We start from the raw sequence: 16092 nt of genomic DNA on the forward strand, positions 1-16092 counted from the left end.
TCGCGCGCCCGTGGCACGGCGTGCGTGAACCGGCGCACGCCGGATCGGCTCGATCAGCGTGATCGGGTCGGCACGACCGTCAGGACTGTACGTCCCCGAACTCGCCGCGCATGCCGGCTTCGACGAACGCCGGCAGTTCGTCCATCTTGCGCATGATTCGCGTGATGCCCATCGCGCGCAGCGCGTCCGCGTAGTTGTCCGGGATGTGGCTCGCGCCGACGAACGCGATCGTCTTCATGCCCGCCGCACGCGCGGCATTCAGCCCCGATACGCTGTCCTCGACGACGATGCAGCGTTCCGGCGCGACACCGAGCGTGTGCGCCGCATGCAGGTAGACGTCGGGATAGGGCTTCGGCCGCGCCACCTGCTCGGAGCTGAACACGCGATCGCCGAAGATCTCGGTGAGCGACGCGCGCTTCAGCGAGCTGCGCACGCGCGCGAGCCGGCTGTTCGACACGACCGCCGCCGGCAGGCTCACCTTCAGCAGCGCATCGCGCACGCCGGTGATCGGCGCGAGCGACTGCGCCAGCGCGCTCTCTATGTTGTGCTCGATGGTCTCGATGAAATTGGCCGGCATTTCGATCCCGAAGCGGGATTCGATTCCCGCCAGGAAGCGCGACGTCTGCTGGCCGAACGCCGACTTCGCGGCGGCTTCGAAATCGAGATTCGGGAACGTGGCGGACAGCGTGTCGAGCAGCACGCGGTCGGCGATGACTTCGCTGTCGACGAGCACGCCGTCGCAGTCGCAGATGAGGTGATCGAGCATGGTGGTGAAAAGCGGGATGTCGGCGACGCAGATCAATTCGCCATCATACGTGCTTTCACGCATACGCCGCGCGACGCTTCGGCAAATTTTCCCGATGCCTCCACGTGCTCGCCACGTGTCGTCCAGAGGGGCGGCCGATCGTCCGGTGGCGGCCCGCTGGCGCGGTGCGCCGCCGCCTGCCAGCGGTTGCGTTACAGCTCGATCACGCGCCCCGTTTTCCACGACTTCATCGCGGCCTCGGCCAGTTCGAGCGCGGCGAGCCCGTCGTCGATCGTCGTCCTGACCGGCGTGCCGTCGCGCAGCGCGTCGACGAAGTGCGCGATCTCGGCCGCGTACGCATGCCGGTAGCGCTCGAGGAAGAACGGCTCAGGCACGTCCGTCGCGATGCCGCCCGCGAGCCACGCGCTCACCTCGGTCGGCCGCACGTTGCCGGCCTGCAGCATCCCGTTGCTGCCGAGCAGTTCGAAACGCTGATCGTAGCCGTACGCGGCGCGCCGCGACGTGTTGATCTGGCACAGCAGCCCGCGCCGCGTGCGGATCGTCACGGCAGTCGAATCGATGTCGCCTGCGTCTTGCACGGCCGGATCGGTCAGGCAACTACCGGTTGCGTGCAGCGTCTGCGCTTCGTCGCCGAGGATCCAGCGGAACACGTCGAAATCGTGGATCAGCATGTCCTTGAAGATGCCGCCCGAGCTGCGGATGTAGTCGACGGGCGGTGCGCCCGGGTCGCGGCTCGTGACGACCAGCATTTCCGGCGCACCGATCTCGCCGCGCTCGACGCGCGCCTTCAGCGCGGCGAAGGTCGGATCGAAGCGACGCTGGAAGCCGATCATGCAGGTCACGCCGCTGCGCCGGACGACGTCCGCGCACGCACGCGAGCGCTCGACGGTCAGGTCGACGGGCTTCTCGCAGAACACGGCCTTGCCCGCGTGCGCAGCCGCGACGATCAGGTCCGCATGCGTGTCGGTGCTCGATGCGATCACCACGGCCTGGACAGCCGGATCGCCGAGCGCGCGCTCGACGTCGGCCACCTGCGCGCCGTGCGCGTGGGCCAGTGCTTCGGCCGACGGCGCGTGCCGATCGACCACGTACTTCAGCTTCGCGCCAGGATGGCGCGCGAGATTCGCCGCGTGGATCTTGCCGATCCGTCCCGCGCCGAACAACGCGAATTCGATCATTCCGTTCTCCTGTTGATTTCGTGGTTTTCCATCGGTACGCGGCTCGAGTCGGCCATGCACCGTGGCGGCGGTCATCGATCCGCCAGTGCGCCGCGCACGTAGTCGATGCTCGCCCGCAGCCGGTCCTCGATATCGTCGGCTTCGGCGATCTCGCTCGCGAATGGCTCGAACGAGAACGCGCCGCGGTAGCCGCGCACGAGCAGTTCGCGCAGTTGCCGGATATTGCCGAGCCGGTCGGCGCCGCCGACCAGCACGCGATGGCCGTCGCGCATCCGGTCGACCGGCAGGTCGTCTTCCTCGACGCCCGAGAGATGCACGAGGCCCGTCAGGTTCGGGAAGAAGATGTCCTCGCCCGACAGGTGATGGTGGAACGTGTCGTGCACGAGCCGGAACACCTGTTCGCCCGCCGCGTCGTAGATGCCTTTCACCGCATCCGACTTGCGGCGCAGCGCGCATTCCTCGAAGCCGAGCGGCTCGATGAAGCCGAGCAGGCCGCGCGCGGCGAGGATTGGCTCGAGCGCTTTCAGCGCTTTCACGAGATCGGCGTGGCGCACGTCCGCGCTGCGCGCGTCGCTCCGGCTGTTGGTCGGGCACAGCACCAGCGCACGCGCGCCGCATTGCGCCGCGTAGTCGGCCAGCACGGTCGCCTCGTCCGCGCGCTCGGCGTTCCATTGCTCGAAGCGTTGCAACGCGTTGATCGTCAGGATCGTCACGCCACCGGCTTCGGCCGTTGAGCGCACGGCGGTGGCCGGCGTGCCGTCGGCGATCTCGACGCCGTCGAGATCGTTGCGGATCTCGATCGTGTCGACGCCGAGGCGCTTGCACAGCGCGACGTAACGGTCGAACGGCAAGCGCGGCGCGCTCATCCGGTTCAGCGAAAAATGGAAGGCTTGCGTCATCGTTCTGTCCTTGGGGTTCGAGTGGGGGCGGGTTCGAATCAGGTGCCGGTGTGCACGAGGTTGGCTGTCGACGGCGCGGCGAGGGCATGCCACGTGTCGCGCAGCCAGTGCGCGCACGCGATGTTGTTGTCGAAGATTGAATAGCGTGCGCCGCCGCCGTAGTCGGGGAACGGGATGAACTCGCAGCTGATCTGTTCGAGTCGCGACGGTTGTGCGTGGGTCTGCGATTGCAGCAACTGGCGAAGCGCGGCCTTCCACGTGTCGAGCGCCGCCGCGTGCCATGTGCCGTGATAGGCGCCCGGCGCTGGCGCGACGAACGGATACTGGATGCCGCGCCCGGGCTTGCCGTTCGCGCGGCGCATCCAAGGGTTGTCCGGATTGTTCGGGCTCACGCTGCGCGCATGCGCGTGCCGGACCCAGCCGCGCGCGATCCAGTCGGTGTAGAGGGCGTCGGGCGACGCAGGGTCGAGCATCCGGCGGCCGCCGTCTGCCGCTTCGCGCAGGCCCGATGCATCGAGTTCGGCGCGATTGCCGATCTTGAACAGCAGGTGCGAATGATCGAGCGTGATCCGGAACGGCACGCCGGCCTGCTCGACATGCCGCGCGACGCGCGCGATGCGCGTGAAATCCTCGCTCCACATGTCGACGTGCACTTCGAGGCTCGGCAGGCAACCGGCCGGCTCGCCGCGCTCGTAAGTGCGCAGGTAGAAATCGGCGACTTCGCGATCCGACAGCGGATGACCGTCCGCGTGATGCGCGAGCAACTGGCAGTTGAGCACCGTGCTGCCGAAGCGCGCACCCGCGTCGACGATTTCGGCGACGTGTGCTTCGTCGCGGCCCGCGCACCAGATGCCGCCGATCACGCGAATCGGCAGCGCATGGCGTTCGACCAGCGCGAAATATGGCGACAGGTCTTCGCCGCGCGCTGGGTTCTTTTCGACGTAGTCGAATGCACCGGCGCCGGCGACCATCCGGAAGCGTTCGGCGGGCGCGGGCAACGGCAGGCCGTCGTGTTCGAGCACGCCGTCGAGGTTCACGCCGATGAGAATCGGTTCAGCCATCGTCTCCTGTCCGCCGTTGTCATGGGATTGGCTGCCCAATGTACGGATGCGCGGCGCGGGCTGCATGACCAACGTTGGCGAAAAATCGCCAATGCGGCGGTCGATTTTTTTGCAACGCGCATGCGGTGCGACAGACGGTGCAGCAAACGCTTCACCCAGCGGCGGGATTCAGGCCGGCAGGTAGGCGCTGGTCCTCACGTTCGCCGGACAGAACACGCGGAATTCGACCGGGTCGGCCGGCGGCGGCTGTTCGACGATTCCGCACGCATGCAGCACGTGTTGCAGCGCGGAAATCACCTGACCGTCCGGATCCTGGTCGATCGCGAGGTCCATCGCGCCGGCTTCGATGAAGGTGCGATGCAGGTCGATCATCTCGTGGCCGATCCACACGATCCGGCCGGTGGCGCCGGCCTTGCGCAGCGCCGCTTCGATGCCGGCCGAGCCGGCGCCGCTGTTGTAGATCGCGACCACGTCGTCGTGCGCCTGCAGCGCCTTCGTCACGGCGCGGTAGCAGCGGTCGTCCTGGTCGAGCGTCTCGACCGGCTCGTCGGCGCAGCGGACGGCGGCGAATGCTTCGGTGAGCTGGTCTCGGCAGCCGGCCATCCGGTCGGCGTGCGCGCGGTAGCCCATGCGCCCGCCGAGCAGCAGCACGCGGCCGGGGCGTGCCGCCAGGCGGCCGATGTAGTAGCCGGCGGTGCGCCCGGCCCGGTAGTTGTCGATGCCCGCGAAGTGCACGCGGTCGATGCCGCCGATGTCGGTGACCATCGTGACGACGGTCTCGCCGCGCGCGATCGCGCCGGCCAGCGCGTCGCGCACACGGGCCGTGTCGCGCGCCGTCACGATCAGTGCCGCGCGCCGGTACGCGGGCTTTTCGATCAGCGCGGCGGCCCGCTCGTCGTCGTCGGCGGGCAGGATCGTCCGGTGCACGACTACGCGCCGGTCGAGCATCTGCAGCGAGCGCTGCAGCGCCAATTGCAGCCGCCGGAAGAATGCCGCGTCGGTGTCCGGCAGCAGCACGTCGACATGGATCAGCCCGTGCCGCGTGTCGGGCAGCTGACGCGGCACGCCGAGCTGCCGCGCGGCCGCCACCACGCGCTCGCGCGCTTGTGCCGACACGCTGCCGCGCTCGTTCAGCACACGGTCGACGGTGGTCGTGCTGACCCCGGCGAGCGCCGCGATCTCGTCGAAGCGCGCGGTGCGCTTGCGCCAGCGCGGCCCGGATTCGCCTGCCATGGTTGTCTCCATCGTGGTGTCGCCATCGAGACGTGGCGATGCGAGGAACGCTAAAGCGATGGCGAAATTTCGTCAACGTTTCGATTGAGCGGAGGCGGCCGCGGGCCTAATTTTGATTCCATGCCGAAGCGCTTGCCGCGCTTCCTACGAACAAGGAATCAAGGAGACGCACGTGGCTCATCTCGACGATCAGGCGCACGACCGCACGGCGGCGCGCCGTCAGGAGTACCGGATGATCGGCGGTGCCGGCGAGCGCGCGCACGCGGCCGGGCTCGTCAACGCCGAGTGGTACCGGTGCGCGGTGCCGCGGCCGCTGATGAAGCAGCTGATGCAGCGCGGCGACGCGCGCGCGATCCGCGACACGCTGCTCTGGTACGCGGCGATCGCGATCAGTGGTGTGCTCGCGTGGCTGGCGTGGCGCGCGCATTCGGCGTGGGCGATACCCGCGTTCTTCGTGTACGGCACGCTCTACTGCAGCCCGGCCGATTCGCGCTGGCACGAATGCGGGCATGGCACCGCGTTCCGCACGCGCTGGATGAACGACGTGCTGTATCAGGTCGCGTCGTTCCAGGTGTTCCGCCGCGCGACGGCGTGGCGCTGGAGCCATGCGCGCCATCACACCGATACGCTGGTCGTCGGGCGCGATCCGGAAATCGCCGCGCCGAAGCCGACCGACTGGCTTTCGCTCGCGCTGAACGTCGTCGCGCTGAAGCATGTGGCCGGCGAGCTGCGCAAGATGATCGCGATTGCGTTCACCGGCCGGCTCGACGACGACGAGCGTACCTACGTGCCCGAATCGGAACGACCGAAGGTGGTGCGCGAGTCTCGCATCCATCTCGCGGTGTACGCGCTCGTGATCGGTGCTTCGCTCTACTGGCACACGATCCTGCCGCTGCTCTACATCGGGCTGCCGAGCCTCTACGGTGCGTGGCTATACCTGTATTTCGGCCTCACGCAGCACGCGGGGATGCCCGAGAACGTGCTCGATCACCGCCGCAACTGCCGGACCGTGATGATGAATCCGGTGTTCCGCTTCCTGTACTGGAACATGAACTACCACGTCGAGCACCACATGTTCCCGATGGTGCCGTTCCATGCGTTGCCGAAACTGCACGAGGCGGTGAAGGCCGACATGCCGCCGCCGTACCGCAGCACGCTGGCCGCGTATGCGGAGATCGTGCCGGCGCTGGTCCGGCAGACGCGCGACCCGACCGATTACGTCGTGCGGCCCGTGCCGGATGCCGCGCGTGCGTGACCGACAACGAACCTTCCCACCCAGGAGACACGCAACATGACGCAATGGATCGACACCGGCGCGCTCGACGACATCGACGACGAAGACGTCGCGCGCTTCGACCATGCCGGCCACACGTACGCGATCTACCGCATCGACGGCGAAGTCTATGCGAGCGACGGCCTGTGCACGCACGAGCACGTGCATCTCGCGGACGGGCTCGTGATCGACCACGTGATCGAATGCCCGAAGCACAATGGGCGCTTCGACGTCCGCGATGGCCGGCCGCTGTCCGCACCCGCCTGCGAGAAGCTGCGCACGTACCGCGCGAAGATCGAAGACGGCCGCATCCTGATCGAGGTCTGACGCGATGACGAACGACCGGGTGATGGCGATCGTCGGCGCGGGCCACGCGGGCGGCCGCGCGGCGCAGGTGCTGCGCGAATCCGGCTGGGGTGGGCGGATCGTGCTGATCGGCGCGGAGGCGCACCTGCCGTACGAGCGGCCGCCGTTGTCGAAGGGCGTGCTGACCGGCGAACGCAGCGCGGCGCAGTGCCGGTTGCGCGATCCGGACGCGTGGGCGGCCGATCGCATCGAGCCGGTTGTCGCGACGGTCGAGCGCATCGATCCGGGCGCACGTGAAGTGCGCGTGTCGGATGGCAGCGTGTTCGGCTACGACGCGTTGCTGCTCGCGACCGGCGGCCGCGCGCGTCGCCTGACGATTCCGGGCGCGACGCTCGACGGCGTGTTTGCGTTGCGCACGCTCGACGACGCAGCGGCACTCGGCGCGCGGCTCGTGCCCGACACACGGATCGTGCTGATCGGCGGCGGTTTCATCGGTCTCGAAGTCGCGGCGTCGGCGCGACTGCGCGGCTGTCGCGTGACGGTGCTCGATGCAGCGACGCGCCTGCTCGGGCGCGCGGTGCCGGAGACGATCGCGGCGCGCGTGCACGCGCTTCACGAACGGCAGGGCGTGACCATTCGCGTGAACTGCAAGCCGGTTGCGATCGAGCGCACGGCGGGCGGTGCGCTGGCCGTCGTGCTCGACGATGGCGACACGCTGATCGCCGACACGGTCGTCGCCGGCATCGGCATCGAGCCGGCCGACGAGCTGGCGCGCGATGCGGGCCTCGCAGTCGAGCGCGGCATCGTCGTGAACGCGCGGCTCGAAACGTCGGCGCGCGGCATCTACGCGGCCGGCGACGTCGCGGTGTTTCCGAGTGCATTGTCGGGGCGGCCGGTCAGGCAGGAGACGTGGCACGGCGCCGAGACCCAGGCGCGCGTCGCCGCGCGCAACATGCTCGGCGCCGACGAGCCGTATCGCGAGATGCCGTGGTTCTGGTCGGATCAATACGACGCGCAGTTGCAGGTGGCCGGTGAGCCGGCGCTCGGCGAGCGGTCGGTCGCGCGCGTGCCCGGCGACGACGCGGAGATCCATTTCCATTTCGACGCCGGTGCGCGGCTCGTCGCGGCGAGTGGGTTCGGCCGCGCGTCGGGGTTCGTCAAGGAAATGCGGGTTGCGCGGATGCTGGTCGAGCGTGGGGCGGACGTGACGCCGACCGCAGTGGCGGACGTGAACGTGAAGCTGAAATCGCTGATCGGAGAGGCGGGCGGCAGGTAGCGAAACGATGCGCGCAATGCGCAACGGGCGCGCGCCACAGGCCGTGGAAACGAGTACGAAGGAGGGGAGAAGCGGCACGGGTGCGATACCCGCGCCGCTATGCCGGCGTGCCGGCGGTCAGGCGAACGAGCCTGTTCCCGAAGCGCGCGGGTCGATTGCCACGCGCTTCGTCACAGGCCGGCGTTCAGGCCATCGCGTGCAGGCGCAGGTACAGGCCAGCCGCCGCGGCGCCGCCCAGCAGCGGGCCGACGACGGGCACCCATGCATAGCGCCAGTCGCTGTCGCGCTTGCCGGGGATCGGCAGCAGCGCGTGCATGATGCGCGGCGACAGGTCGCGTGCGGGGCTCATCGCATAGCCGGTCGGGCCGCCGAGCGAGATGCCGATGCCGAGCACGAGCAGGCCGACAGGCAGTGCGTCGAGTGCGCCGAGACCAACCTGCGGCGACGCGAGGTACAGCACGCCGAGGATCAGCACGAACGTGCAGATCGCTTCGGTCAGCACGTTGTGCGTGACGCTGCGGATCGCGGGCGCCGTGCAGAACACCGCGAGCTTCAGGTCCGCATCGGCTTCCTTCGCAAAGTGCTGGCGATACGCGAGCCACACGAGCAGCGCGCCCGCCATACCGCCGAGCATCTGCGCGAGGATGTAGCCGCCGACTTTCGACCACGCGAACTTGCCCGCGAGCGCGAGACTAATGGTGACGATCGGGTTCAGGTGTGCGCCGCTGAACGACGCGGTCACGTAGACGGCGACGAAAACGGCCATCGCCCAGCCCATCACGATCACGATCAGGTCCGCGCCTTTGCCCTTGGTCTTTGCAAGCAGCACGTTTGCGACCGCGCCGTTGCCGAGCAGCACGAGGATCGCTGTGCCGATGAACTCTGCAATATAAGGTGACATGGTTGTCTCTCGTATGTCATCGCGGACTCGCGCGTTGCGCGGTCCGCCGGTGTTGTTGTATTTCGTCTGGACGTCTGAGGATTACTGGGCGTCGTCGGCCCATGCCTTCGCGGCACGTACCGCACGCTGCCAGCCCGACATGCAGCGTTCGACCTGCTCCTTCGGCATCGACGGCGAGAAGCGGCGATCGAGCTGCCACTGGTCGCGCACTTCGTCGAGGTTCTTCCAGTAGCCGATCGCGAGACCCGCGAGATAGGCCGCGCCGAGCGCGGTCGTCTCGGTGATCTGCGGACGCACCGCGTCGACGCCAAGCAGGTCCGCCTGGAACTGCATCAGCAGGTCGTTCGCGCTCGCGCCGCCATCGACGCGCAGCTCGCCGATGCTGATGCCCGAGTCGGCTTCCATCGCGGCCAGCACGTCGAGCGACTGGTACGCGATCGAATCGAGCGCTGCGCGTGCGAGGTGCGCGGAGGTCGTGCCGCGCGTGACGCCGAACACCGAGCCGCGCGCCCGCGCGTTCCAGTGCGGTGCGCCGAGGCCCGCGAAGGCCGGCACGAGATAGACGCCGTCGGTATGCGGCACGCTCGCGGCGAGCGCTTCGATCTCAGCGGCCGACTTGATGATGCCGACGCCGTCGCGCAACCATTGCACCACCGCACCCGCGATGAAGATGCTGCCTTCCAGCGCGTACTGCACGTTGTCGCCGATCTGCCAGGCGATCGTCGTGACGAGGTTGTTCTTCGATTCGATCGGCTTGTCGCCGGTGTTCATCATCAGGAAGCAGCCGGTGCCGTAGGTGTTCTTCACCATGCCGGACTGCGTGCACATCTGGCCGAACAGCGCCGCCTGCTGGTCGCCCGCGATGCCCGCGAGCGGGATCTTCGACGCGAACACGGTGGTCTTCGTGTGGCCGTAAATTTCCGACGATGCCTTCACTTCCGGCAGCATGCTGCGCGGGATGTCGAGCATGTCGAGCAGTTCGTTGTCCCACTCGCGCGTGTGGATGTTGAACAGCATCGTGCGCGACGCGTTCGTCACGTCGGTCACGTGCAGTTCGTGCTTCGTGAAGTTCCACACGAGCCAGCTGTCGACGGTGCCGAACGCGAGCTTGCCTTGCTTGGCCTTCTCGCGTGCGCCCGGCACGTTGTCGAGGATCCAGCGGATCTTGGTCCCTGAGAAGTACGAATCGATCGGCAGGCCGGTCTTCGCGCGCACCTTCGCCTCGAAGCCCTGCGCCTTCAGCGAATCGCAGAAGTCGGCCGTGCGGCGATCCTGCCAGACGATCGCGTTGTACACGGGCTGGCCCGTCTCGCGATCCCAGACGATCGTGGTTTCACGCTGGTTGGTGATGCCGATCGCGGCGATCGACGTGCCGTTCAGGCCCGTGCGCGTGACGGCTTCAGCGGCGACGCCGGCTTGCGTCGACCAGATTTCCTGCGGGTCGTGCTCGACCCAGCCGGGTTGCGGGTAGATCTGCTCGAATTCCTTCTGGGCGATCGAAACGATATTGCCCTGGCGATCGAACAGCATCGCGCGGGAACTCGTGGTGCCCTGGTCAAGCGCGAGGATGTACTGATCCTGCATGTCTCTCATCTCCATCCGTGGATTTGGCTTAGTTGTGATGCGCGCCGCGTGGGGCGGCGCGTCGGTGAGTCAACGTCGGTACGGCAACTGCAACTGCATTCGGATCAGGCCTGCGGCGCGTGCGCGGCGGCGAACCACGCATCGACCGCGGCGGTCACCGCGTCGAGCGTGCCAGGCGCCACGTGCAGGCCGAGCTTCGAGCGGCGCCACAGCACGTCCTGCGCGCAGGTTGCCCATTCGGCATCGCGCAGGTAGCGCAGTTCGGCGTCGTGGATGCCCGGTGCGATTTCGGTGCCGAGATCGGCGCGCGATTTCGCGCCGTCGATCACGCGCTCCGCGCGCGTGCCGTAGGCGCGCGCATAGCGGCGGGCGAGCGCGGCGGGCAGCCACGCATGGCGTTTGGCGAACGTATCGGCGAATGCGTCGAACTTCGCGTTCGCGATGTCGCCGCCCGGCAGCGCGACGCCGGCCGTCCAGGTCTTCGCGTCGCGGCCGAGCGCGCTGCACAGCATGTCGCCGGCTTCTTCCGCGAGCTTGCGGAAGGTGGTGATCTTGCCACCGAACACCGACAGCAGCGGGGCGCCCGCGCCATCGTCCAGCTCGAGGCGGTAGTCGCGCGTGACGGCCGATGCGTTCGCTGCGTTCTCGTCTTCCAGCAGCGGGCGCACGCCCGAGTAGGTCCAGTGCACGTCGGCCGGCGAGATCTTGCGCTTGAAGTAGCGGTTGATCGAGTCGCACAGGTACTGCGTCTCGTCGCGATCGATCGCGACCTTCGCGGGATCGTTCGTGTATTCGACGTCGGTCGTGCCGATCAGCGTGAAATCGTGTTCGTACGGAATCGCGAAGATGATCCGCTTGTCCGGGTTCTGGAAGATGTACGCGTGGTCGTGATCGAACAGGCGGCGCGTGATGATGTGGCTGCCCTTCACGAGTCGCACGCTGTGGTGCGCGCCGCGGCCGAGCGCGCCTTTCAGCACTTCGCCGACCCACGGGCCGGCCGCGTTCGCGATCGCGCGCGCATGCACGACGCGGATCGAACCGTCGGCGTGCTGCAGCCGCGCTTCCCATTCGTCGCCGCGACGTTCGGCGGACACCAGCTTCGTGCGCGTCAGGATCTCCGCGCCGCGCTCCTTCGCATCCATCGCGTTCAGCACGACGAGGCGCGCGTCGTCGACCCAGCCGTCCGAATAGACGAAGCCGCGCTTGATCGAATCGATCAGCGGCGCGCCGGCCGCATGGCGGCGCATGTCGATGCCCTGCGAGCCGGGCAGCAGTTCGCGTTTCGCGAGGTGATCGTAAAGGAACAGGCCGATGCGGATCAGCCAGGCCGGACGCAGGTTCGGCATGTGCGGCATCACGAAGCGCAGCGGCCACATGATGTGCGGCGCCGCGCGCAGCAGCGTCTCGCGCTCCTGCAGCGCCTTGCGCACGAGTCCGAACTCGTTGTACTCGAGGTAGCGCAGGCCGCCGTGAATCAGCTTCGTGCTGCACGACGACGTGTGCGACGCGAGGTCGTCCTGCTCGCAGAGCATGACCGACAGGCCGCGGCCGGCCGCATCGCGCGCGATGCCCGCGCCGTTGATGCCGCCGCCGACGACGAGCAGATCGTAGCGATTCGGTTGGGTCACCTGCTGTCCTTATCGTCTGAGGGAAATGGGTGAACAGAAAATGTTCGAATTCGAAATTTAACGAACGAAATCGAAAAAGTAAAGTTCGAAAAAGCGGGGCCAGTAGCGCACGGCGCGATCCCGGACGATACTGGCGGAATCGACCGTTTCGCGAGGTGAATCATGCGTATTGGGATGTGGGCCGGCGTGTGCGCCGTCCTTCTGGCGGGCTGCAGTGCCGGCACGCCGCCGCTTACCGGCAACTGGCGGGCGCCGTCGTTCGTCGACCTGCAGACGTCGTGCGGCGGCACGGCGCGGGACTGGGGCGCGGATGCGCAGCCGGTCTATTCGACGCTGTACGACGCGTACGTGGCGAAGCGGTATCGCGGGCTGACCGAAGCGAACTATTGTGCGTTCGTAAACGAACTTTCGACGCACTATGCGGCGCCCGGCGCGGCGACGCGCACCGGCTGGATCGCCTACTTCAACGGTGCGCGCGCGCAGGCCATCAGCTGGCGGGCGGCGGTCGATCCGACGCTGCGCGGCGGCTGAAGCAGGCTGCGGTGGGGCGGCGGGAGGGAAGCGGGAACGGCCGCGCGGCCCGGCATGCGGGCGGCGCGGTCAGGTCAGGAGCGGTGTGGTTTTACGAATAGCGGTATTTGATGGATCGCAGCGCGGCGTCGCCGGTTTCGGTCACGCAGTATTTGCGCCCCGACCCGAGTCCTTCCAGACGGACGAGCTGCTGTTCGAGCAGTGCGTCGATTTCGTCCCGATCCATGTTGGTTTGATCGGGAGCGTCCTTCACAAGCAATAGCGTGGCGAATTCATGCGGACTCAGCATCGTTCTCTCCATGGCGACCAGTCAGCCCGCGCGGCCGGCGCAAAAGCCGACGCGCGATACCCAGCGGGGTATGGCTTGGGGGGAAAAGCTGCATTCGCCGGCCATGTCATTCGTCCGCGCCCTGGCACAGGCGGAACGGCCGAACGGGCCGGGGAACTGGAGTCTAGTCGAGCGCGCAGGCAACGACAAATCGTGCCCCGTTAATTTTCCGTTTGACAGCCCGGCCGCGCGCAAGCGGTTTGCTTGCGACGCCAACTTCTTGATTTCACTTGAAGTTTCAGGTGCGGTGCAGCATCGGAGCCATCACTCCGCGACGTACACCTGGGTACCCGCGGCCGCCACGGTGTCGGCCATCTCGGGCGGCAGCGGCTTGTCGGTGAACAGTGCGTGCACCTGGCTCAAATGCCCCTGGCGCACCAGCGCGGGGCGACCGACCTTCGAATGGTCGGTCACGAGATAGACGGTGCGCGCATGCTGCATGATCGCCTCGGCCACACGCACCTCGCGCGTGTCGAAGTCGCGCAGCGTGCCGTCGGCCTCGATCGCCGACGTACCGATGATCGCGTAGTCGACCTTGAACTGGCGGATGAAGTCGATCGCGAGTTCGCCGACGATCCCCTTGTCCCACGGCCGCACGATGCCGCCCGTGATCAGCACCTCGCAGTCGGGGTAGCCGCTCATCATCGACGCGACGTTCAGGTTGTTCGTGATCACGTGCAGCCCGTGGTGACGGTTCAGCGCGCGCGCGACTTCCTCGGTGGTCGTGCCGAGGTTGATGAACAGCGATGCCTGGTCGGGAATGTGCGACGCCGCGAGCGCCGCGATGCGCCGCTTCTCGTCGTGGAACATCCGCTGGCGCGCCGTGTACGACACGTTCTCCGAGCTGGTCGGCAGGCTTGCGCCGCCATGGTAGCGGCGCAGCAGGTTCAGGTCGGCGAGCCAGTTCACGTCGCGGCGGATCGTCTGCGGCGTCACCGCGAAGTGCGCGGCGAGATCGTCGACGGTCACGAAGCCGTCGCGCTGCACCCATTCGAGCAATTCCTGCTGGCGCGCGTTGAGGGTGAGGCGGGGATCTCGGGTCATGGCTCGATGGTCGTGTCGTGAGACGGAGCGGGTATTGTAAGGGCGGCAACGGCGTTAGGCCGGCCCGGCCGGTACGGTTGCCCGATATTCATGCGAAAACTGCATGGATTGATGTGACAAATGAATTTGTGCGATTGCGCCGATCGCGCTGCAATGGCGGATTGCGCGCGCACGCGGGTGCGCGTCCGGCGCGTTCATTCAGCTTTCGACGAGGTGGAACCGATGACTGGCTTTAACTGGCACAACCCGTATCCGACGACCCGTATTCCGGTGTTCGCGCGCAACGTCGTGTCGACGTCGCACCCGCTCGCCGCGCAGGCCGGCCTGCGGATGCTGTGGAAGGGCGGCAACGCGGTCGACGCGGCCCTGGCCGCCGCGGCCGCGCTCACGGTCGTCGAGCCCGTGTCGTGCGGGCTCGGCGGCGACGCATTTGCGCTCGTGTGGGACGGCGAGCGGCTGTCCGGGCTGAACGCGTCGGGTGTCGCGCCGGCCGCATGGAACGTCGACTATTTCCGCCAGCGCCATGGCGAGGCGGGCAACGGCATCGCGAACAAGCCGACGCGCGGCTGGGATACCGTCACCGTGCCGGGCGTGATCGCGGGCTGGGAGGCGCTGCATGCGAAATTCGGTTCGCTGCCGTTCGCGGACCTGCTCGAACCGGCGATCGAGATCGCGGAGCGCGGCTATGCGGTGCCGCCGATCGTTGCGCACAAGTGGGCGGCCGCGGTGCCGGAACTCAAGGGGCTGCCGGGTTTCGCGGACACCTTCATGCCGCACGGCCGCGCACCGCAGGTGGGTGAGCGCATGTGTCTGCCGGGCCATGCGCAGACGTTGCGCACACTGCAGGAGGAGGGCGCCCGCGCGTTCTACGAGGGCGCGCTCGCCGAGCGCATCGCCGCGTTCTCCCGCGAAGGCGGTGGCGCGCTGACCGCCGCCGACCTGCACGCCTACCGGCCCGAATGGGTCGAACCGATCGGCAAGCGCTTCGGCCGCCACACGATCCACGAGATTCCACCGAACGGGCAGGGCATCGCCGCGCTGATCGCACTCGGGATCGCCGAGCACGCGGGCCTGACCGAATGGCCAGTCGATTCGGTCGACTCGCAGCATCTGCAGATCGAAGCGATGAAGCTCGCGTTCGCCGATGTCTATCGTTATGTCGCCGATCCGCGCGCGATGGACGTCACGCCCGAGCAGATGCTCGACGACGCGTATCTCGCCGAACGCGCGAAGCTGATCGATCCCGCGCGCGCGACGCACTTCGGCGCCGGCCGGCCGCATTCGGGCGGCACGGTCTACCTGTCGGCGGCCGACGAGCGCGGGATGATGGTGAGCTTCATTCAGTCGAACTACATGGGCTTCGGCTCGGGGCTCGTCGTGCCCGGCACCGGCATCGCGCTGCAGAACCGCGGGCACGGCTTCTCGATGGACCCGGCTTCGCCGAACGTCGTCGCGGGCGGCAAGCGGCCGTTTCACACGATCATTCCTGCGTTCGTCACCGAGGAGGTCGACGGCCGCACCGAGGCCGTGATGAGCTTCGGCGTGATGGGCGGCGACATGCAGCCGCAAGGGCACCTGCAGACCGTCGTGCGAATGCTCGGCTACGGGCAGCAACCGCAGGCTGCCTGCGATGCGCCGCGCTGGAAGGTCAATCGCGACTTCACGCTGGACGTCGAAGCGACGATGAATCGCGCGACCGTCGAGGCACTGGCCGCACGCGGCCATACGATCAAGTCGATCGACGATCCTTACATGGATTTCGGTTCGGGGCAGTTCATCTGGCGTCTCGATCGCGACGATCGCGAACGCGGCTACGTGGCCGCGAGCGACAGCCGGCGCGACGGTCTGGCAGCGGGTTTCTGACGGATTGCTGCCGGCTTTCGCCGGCATTTCCTGCGCTTCACGGGCGGCCGAACGGCCGCCCGTTTCGTTTGCTGCGGCCGTATCGGCGAGCGGGCGCAAGCGGTTTGAAGGACTCGTCTAACCAACGGCAACAGACGGCGTGGAACTGCGCTGGTCGGGTATGGTCAGTGCTTGGAGCACGAACATCAAAGTCCGGCTAAGATGCCAGCATGGTTCGGCCG

General features: G+C 67.7%; 15 protein-coding genes. 5 read left to right on the top strand and 10 right to left on the bottom strand.

All coding sequences use genetic code 11. The annotated features are described in order from the left end of the window. Positions 1-79: 79 nt before the first annotated feature. The 5 genes from QZM67_RS18155 to QZM67_RS18175 all read right to left on the bottom strand — a co-directional run bounded on the left by QZM67_RS18155 (position 80) and on the right by QZM67_RS18175 (position 5137). Positions 80-766, bottom strand: a complete 687-nt coding sequence (locus QZM67_RS18155) for an HAD family phosphatase (RefSeq protein ID WP_175022063.1) — start codon at positions 764-766, stop codon at positions 80-82. Between the two features lie 191 nt (positions 767-957). After that, on the bottom strand, positions 958-1944 hold the full coding sequence (iolG, locus tag QZM67_RS18160) for an inositol 2-dehydrogenase (RefSeq protein WP_175022062.1): 987 nt from the start codon (positions 1942-1944) through the stop codon (positions 958-960). Positions 1945-2015: 71 nt separating this feature from the next. Beyond that, positions 2016-2843 (bottom strand): TIM barrel protein, encoded by an 828-nt coding sequence (locus QZM67_RS18165; protein WP_301805511.1) that lies wholly within the window; start codon positions 2841-2843, stop codon positions 2016-2018. A 38-nt stretch (positions 2844-2881) separates the two neighbouring features. Further along, entirely contained in the window at positions 2882-3904 is a 1023-nt protein-coding gene (locus QZM67_RS18170) for a xylose isomerase (RefSeq protein ID WP_301805515.1), read from the bottom strand. 168 nt (positions 3905-4072) lie between these two features. Beyond that, entirely contained in the window at positions 4073-5137 is a 1065-nt protein-coding gene (locus QZM67_RS18175; RefSeq protein WP_301805518.1) for a LacI family DNA-binding transcriptional regulator, read from the bottom strand. Positions 5138-5309: 172 nt separating this feature from the next. Between QZM67_RS18175 and QZM67_RS18180 the strand changes: the two genes are divergently transcribed. Genes QZM67_RS18180 through QZM67_RS18190 form a run of 3 tightly spaced genes read left to right on the top strand, consistent with a single transcriptional unit; the run spans position 5310 to position 7992 of the window. Beyond that, complete coding sequence (locus tag QZM67_RS18180; protein WP_301805520.1) at positions 5310-6392, top strand: fatty acid desaturase family protein; 1083 nt, start codon at positions 5310-5312, stop codon at positions 6390-6392. A gap of 36 nt (positions 6393-6428) precedes the next feature. Beyond that, positions 6429-6737: a non-heme iron oxygenase ferredoxin subunit gene (locus QZM67_RS18185; protein WP_011353115.1), complete on the top strand. Its 309-nt coding sequence runs from the start codon at positions 6429-6431 to the stop codon at positions 6735-6737. 4 nt (positions 6738-6741) lie between these two features. After that, positions 6742-7992: an NAD(P)/FAD-dependent oxidoreductase gene (locus QZM67_RS18190; RefSeq protein ID WP_301805523.1), complete on the top strand. Its 1251-nt coding sequence runs from the start codon at positions 6742-6744 to the stop codon at positions 7990-7992. Positions 7993-8176: 184 nt separating this feature from the next. Here QZM67_RS18190 and QZM67_RS18195 read toward each other — a convergent pair whose 3' ends face one another. The 3 genes from QZM67_RS18195 to glpD form a co-directional block, all read right to left on the bottom strand. Continuing rightward, positions 8177-8893, bottom strand: a complete 717-nt coding sequence (locus tag QZM67_RS18195) for an MIP/aquaporin family protein (protein WP_011353113.1) — start codon at positions 8891-8893, stop codon at positions 8177-8179. A gap of 81 nt (positions 8894-8974) precedes the next feature. Beyond that, positions 8975-10477, bottom strand: a complete 1503-nt coding sequence (glpK, locus tag QZM67_RS18200) for a glycerol kinase GlpK (protein WP_089440962.1) — start codon at positions 10475-10477, stop codon at positions 8975-8977. A gap of 104 nt (positions 10478-10581) precedes the next feature. Continuing rightward, entirely contained in the window at positions 10582-12105 is a 1524-nt protein-coding gene (gene glpD / locus QZM67_RS18205; RefSeq protein WP_301805529.1) for a glycerol-3-phosphate dehydrogenase, read from the bottom strand. 162 nt (positions 12106-12267) lie between these two features. Here glpD and QZM67_RS18210 point away from each other — a divergent pair, with 162 nt between their 5' ends. After that, positions 12268-12636: a hypothetical protein gene (locus QZM67_RS18210; RefSeq protein ID WP_301805533.1), complete on the top strand. Its 369-nt coding sequence runs from the start codon at positions 12268-12270 to the stop codon at positions 12634-12636. A gap of 91 nt (positions 12637-12727) precedes the next feature. Here QZM67_RS18210 and QZM67_RS18215 read toward each other — a convergent pair whose 3' ends face one another. Together QZM67_RS18215 and QZM67_RS18220 are read right to left on the bottom strand one after the other, a co-directional pair. Then, positions 12728-12925, bottom strand: coding sequence for a hypothetical protein (locus tag QZM67_RS18215; RefSeq protein WP_006751304.1), 198 nt, complete (start codon positions 12923-12925; stop codon positions 12728-12730). Between the two features lie 303 nt (positions 12926-13228). Continuing rightward, entirely contained in the window at positions 13229-14008 is a 780-nt protein-coding gene (locus tag QZM67_RS18220; RefSeq protein ID WP_006493999.1) for a DeoR/GlpR family DNA-binding transcription regulator, read from the bottom strand. 222 nt (positions 14009-14230) lie between these two features. Between QZM67_RS18220 and QZM67_RS18225 the strand changes: the two genes are divergently transcribed. Beyond that, positions 14231-15871 carry a gamma-glutamyltransferase family protein gene (locus QZM67_RS18225; protein WP_301805535.1) on the top strand — a complete coding sequence of 547 codons (1641 nt, stop codon included), beginning with the start codon at positions 14231-14233 and terminating at the stop codon, positions 15869-15871. Positions 15872-16092 lie beyond the last annotated feature (221 nt).

Source organism: Burkholderia sp. AU45251, from assembly GCF_030482905.1.
GTDB classification, from domain to species: Bacteria; Pseudomonadota; Gammaproteobacteria; order Burkholderiales; family Burkholderiaceae; genus Burkholderia; species Burkholderia aenigmatica.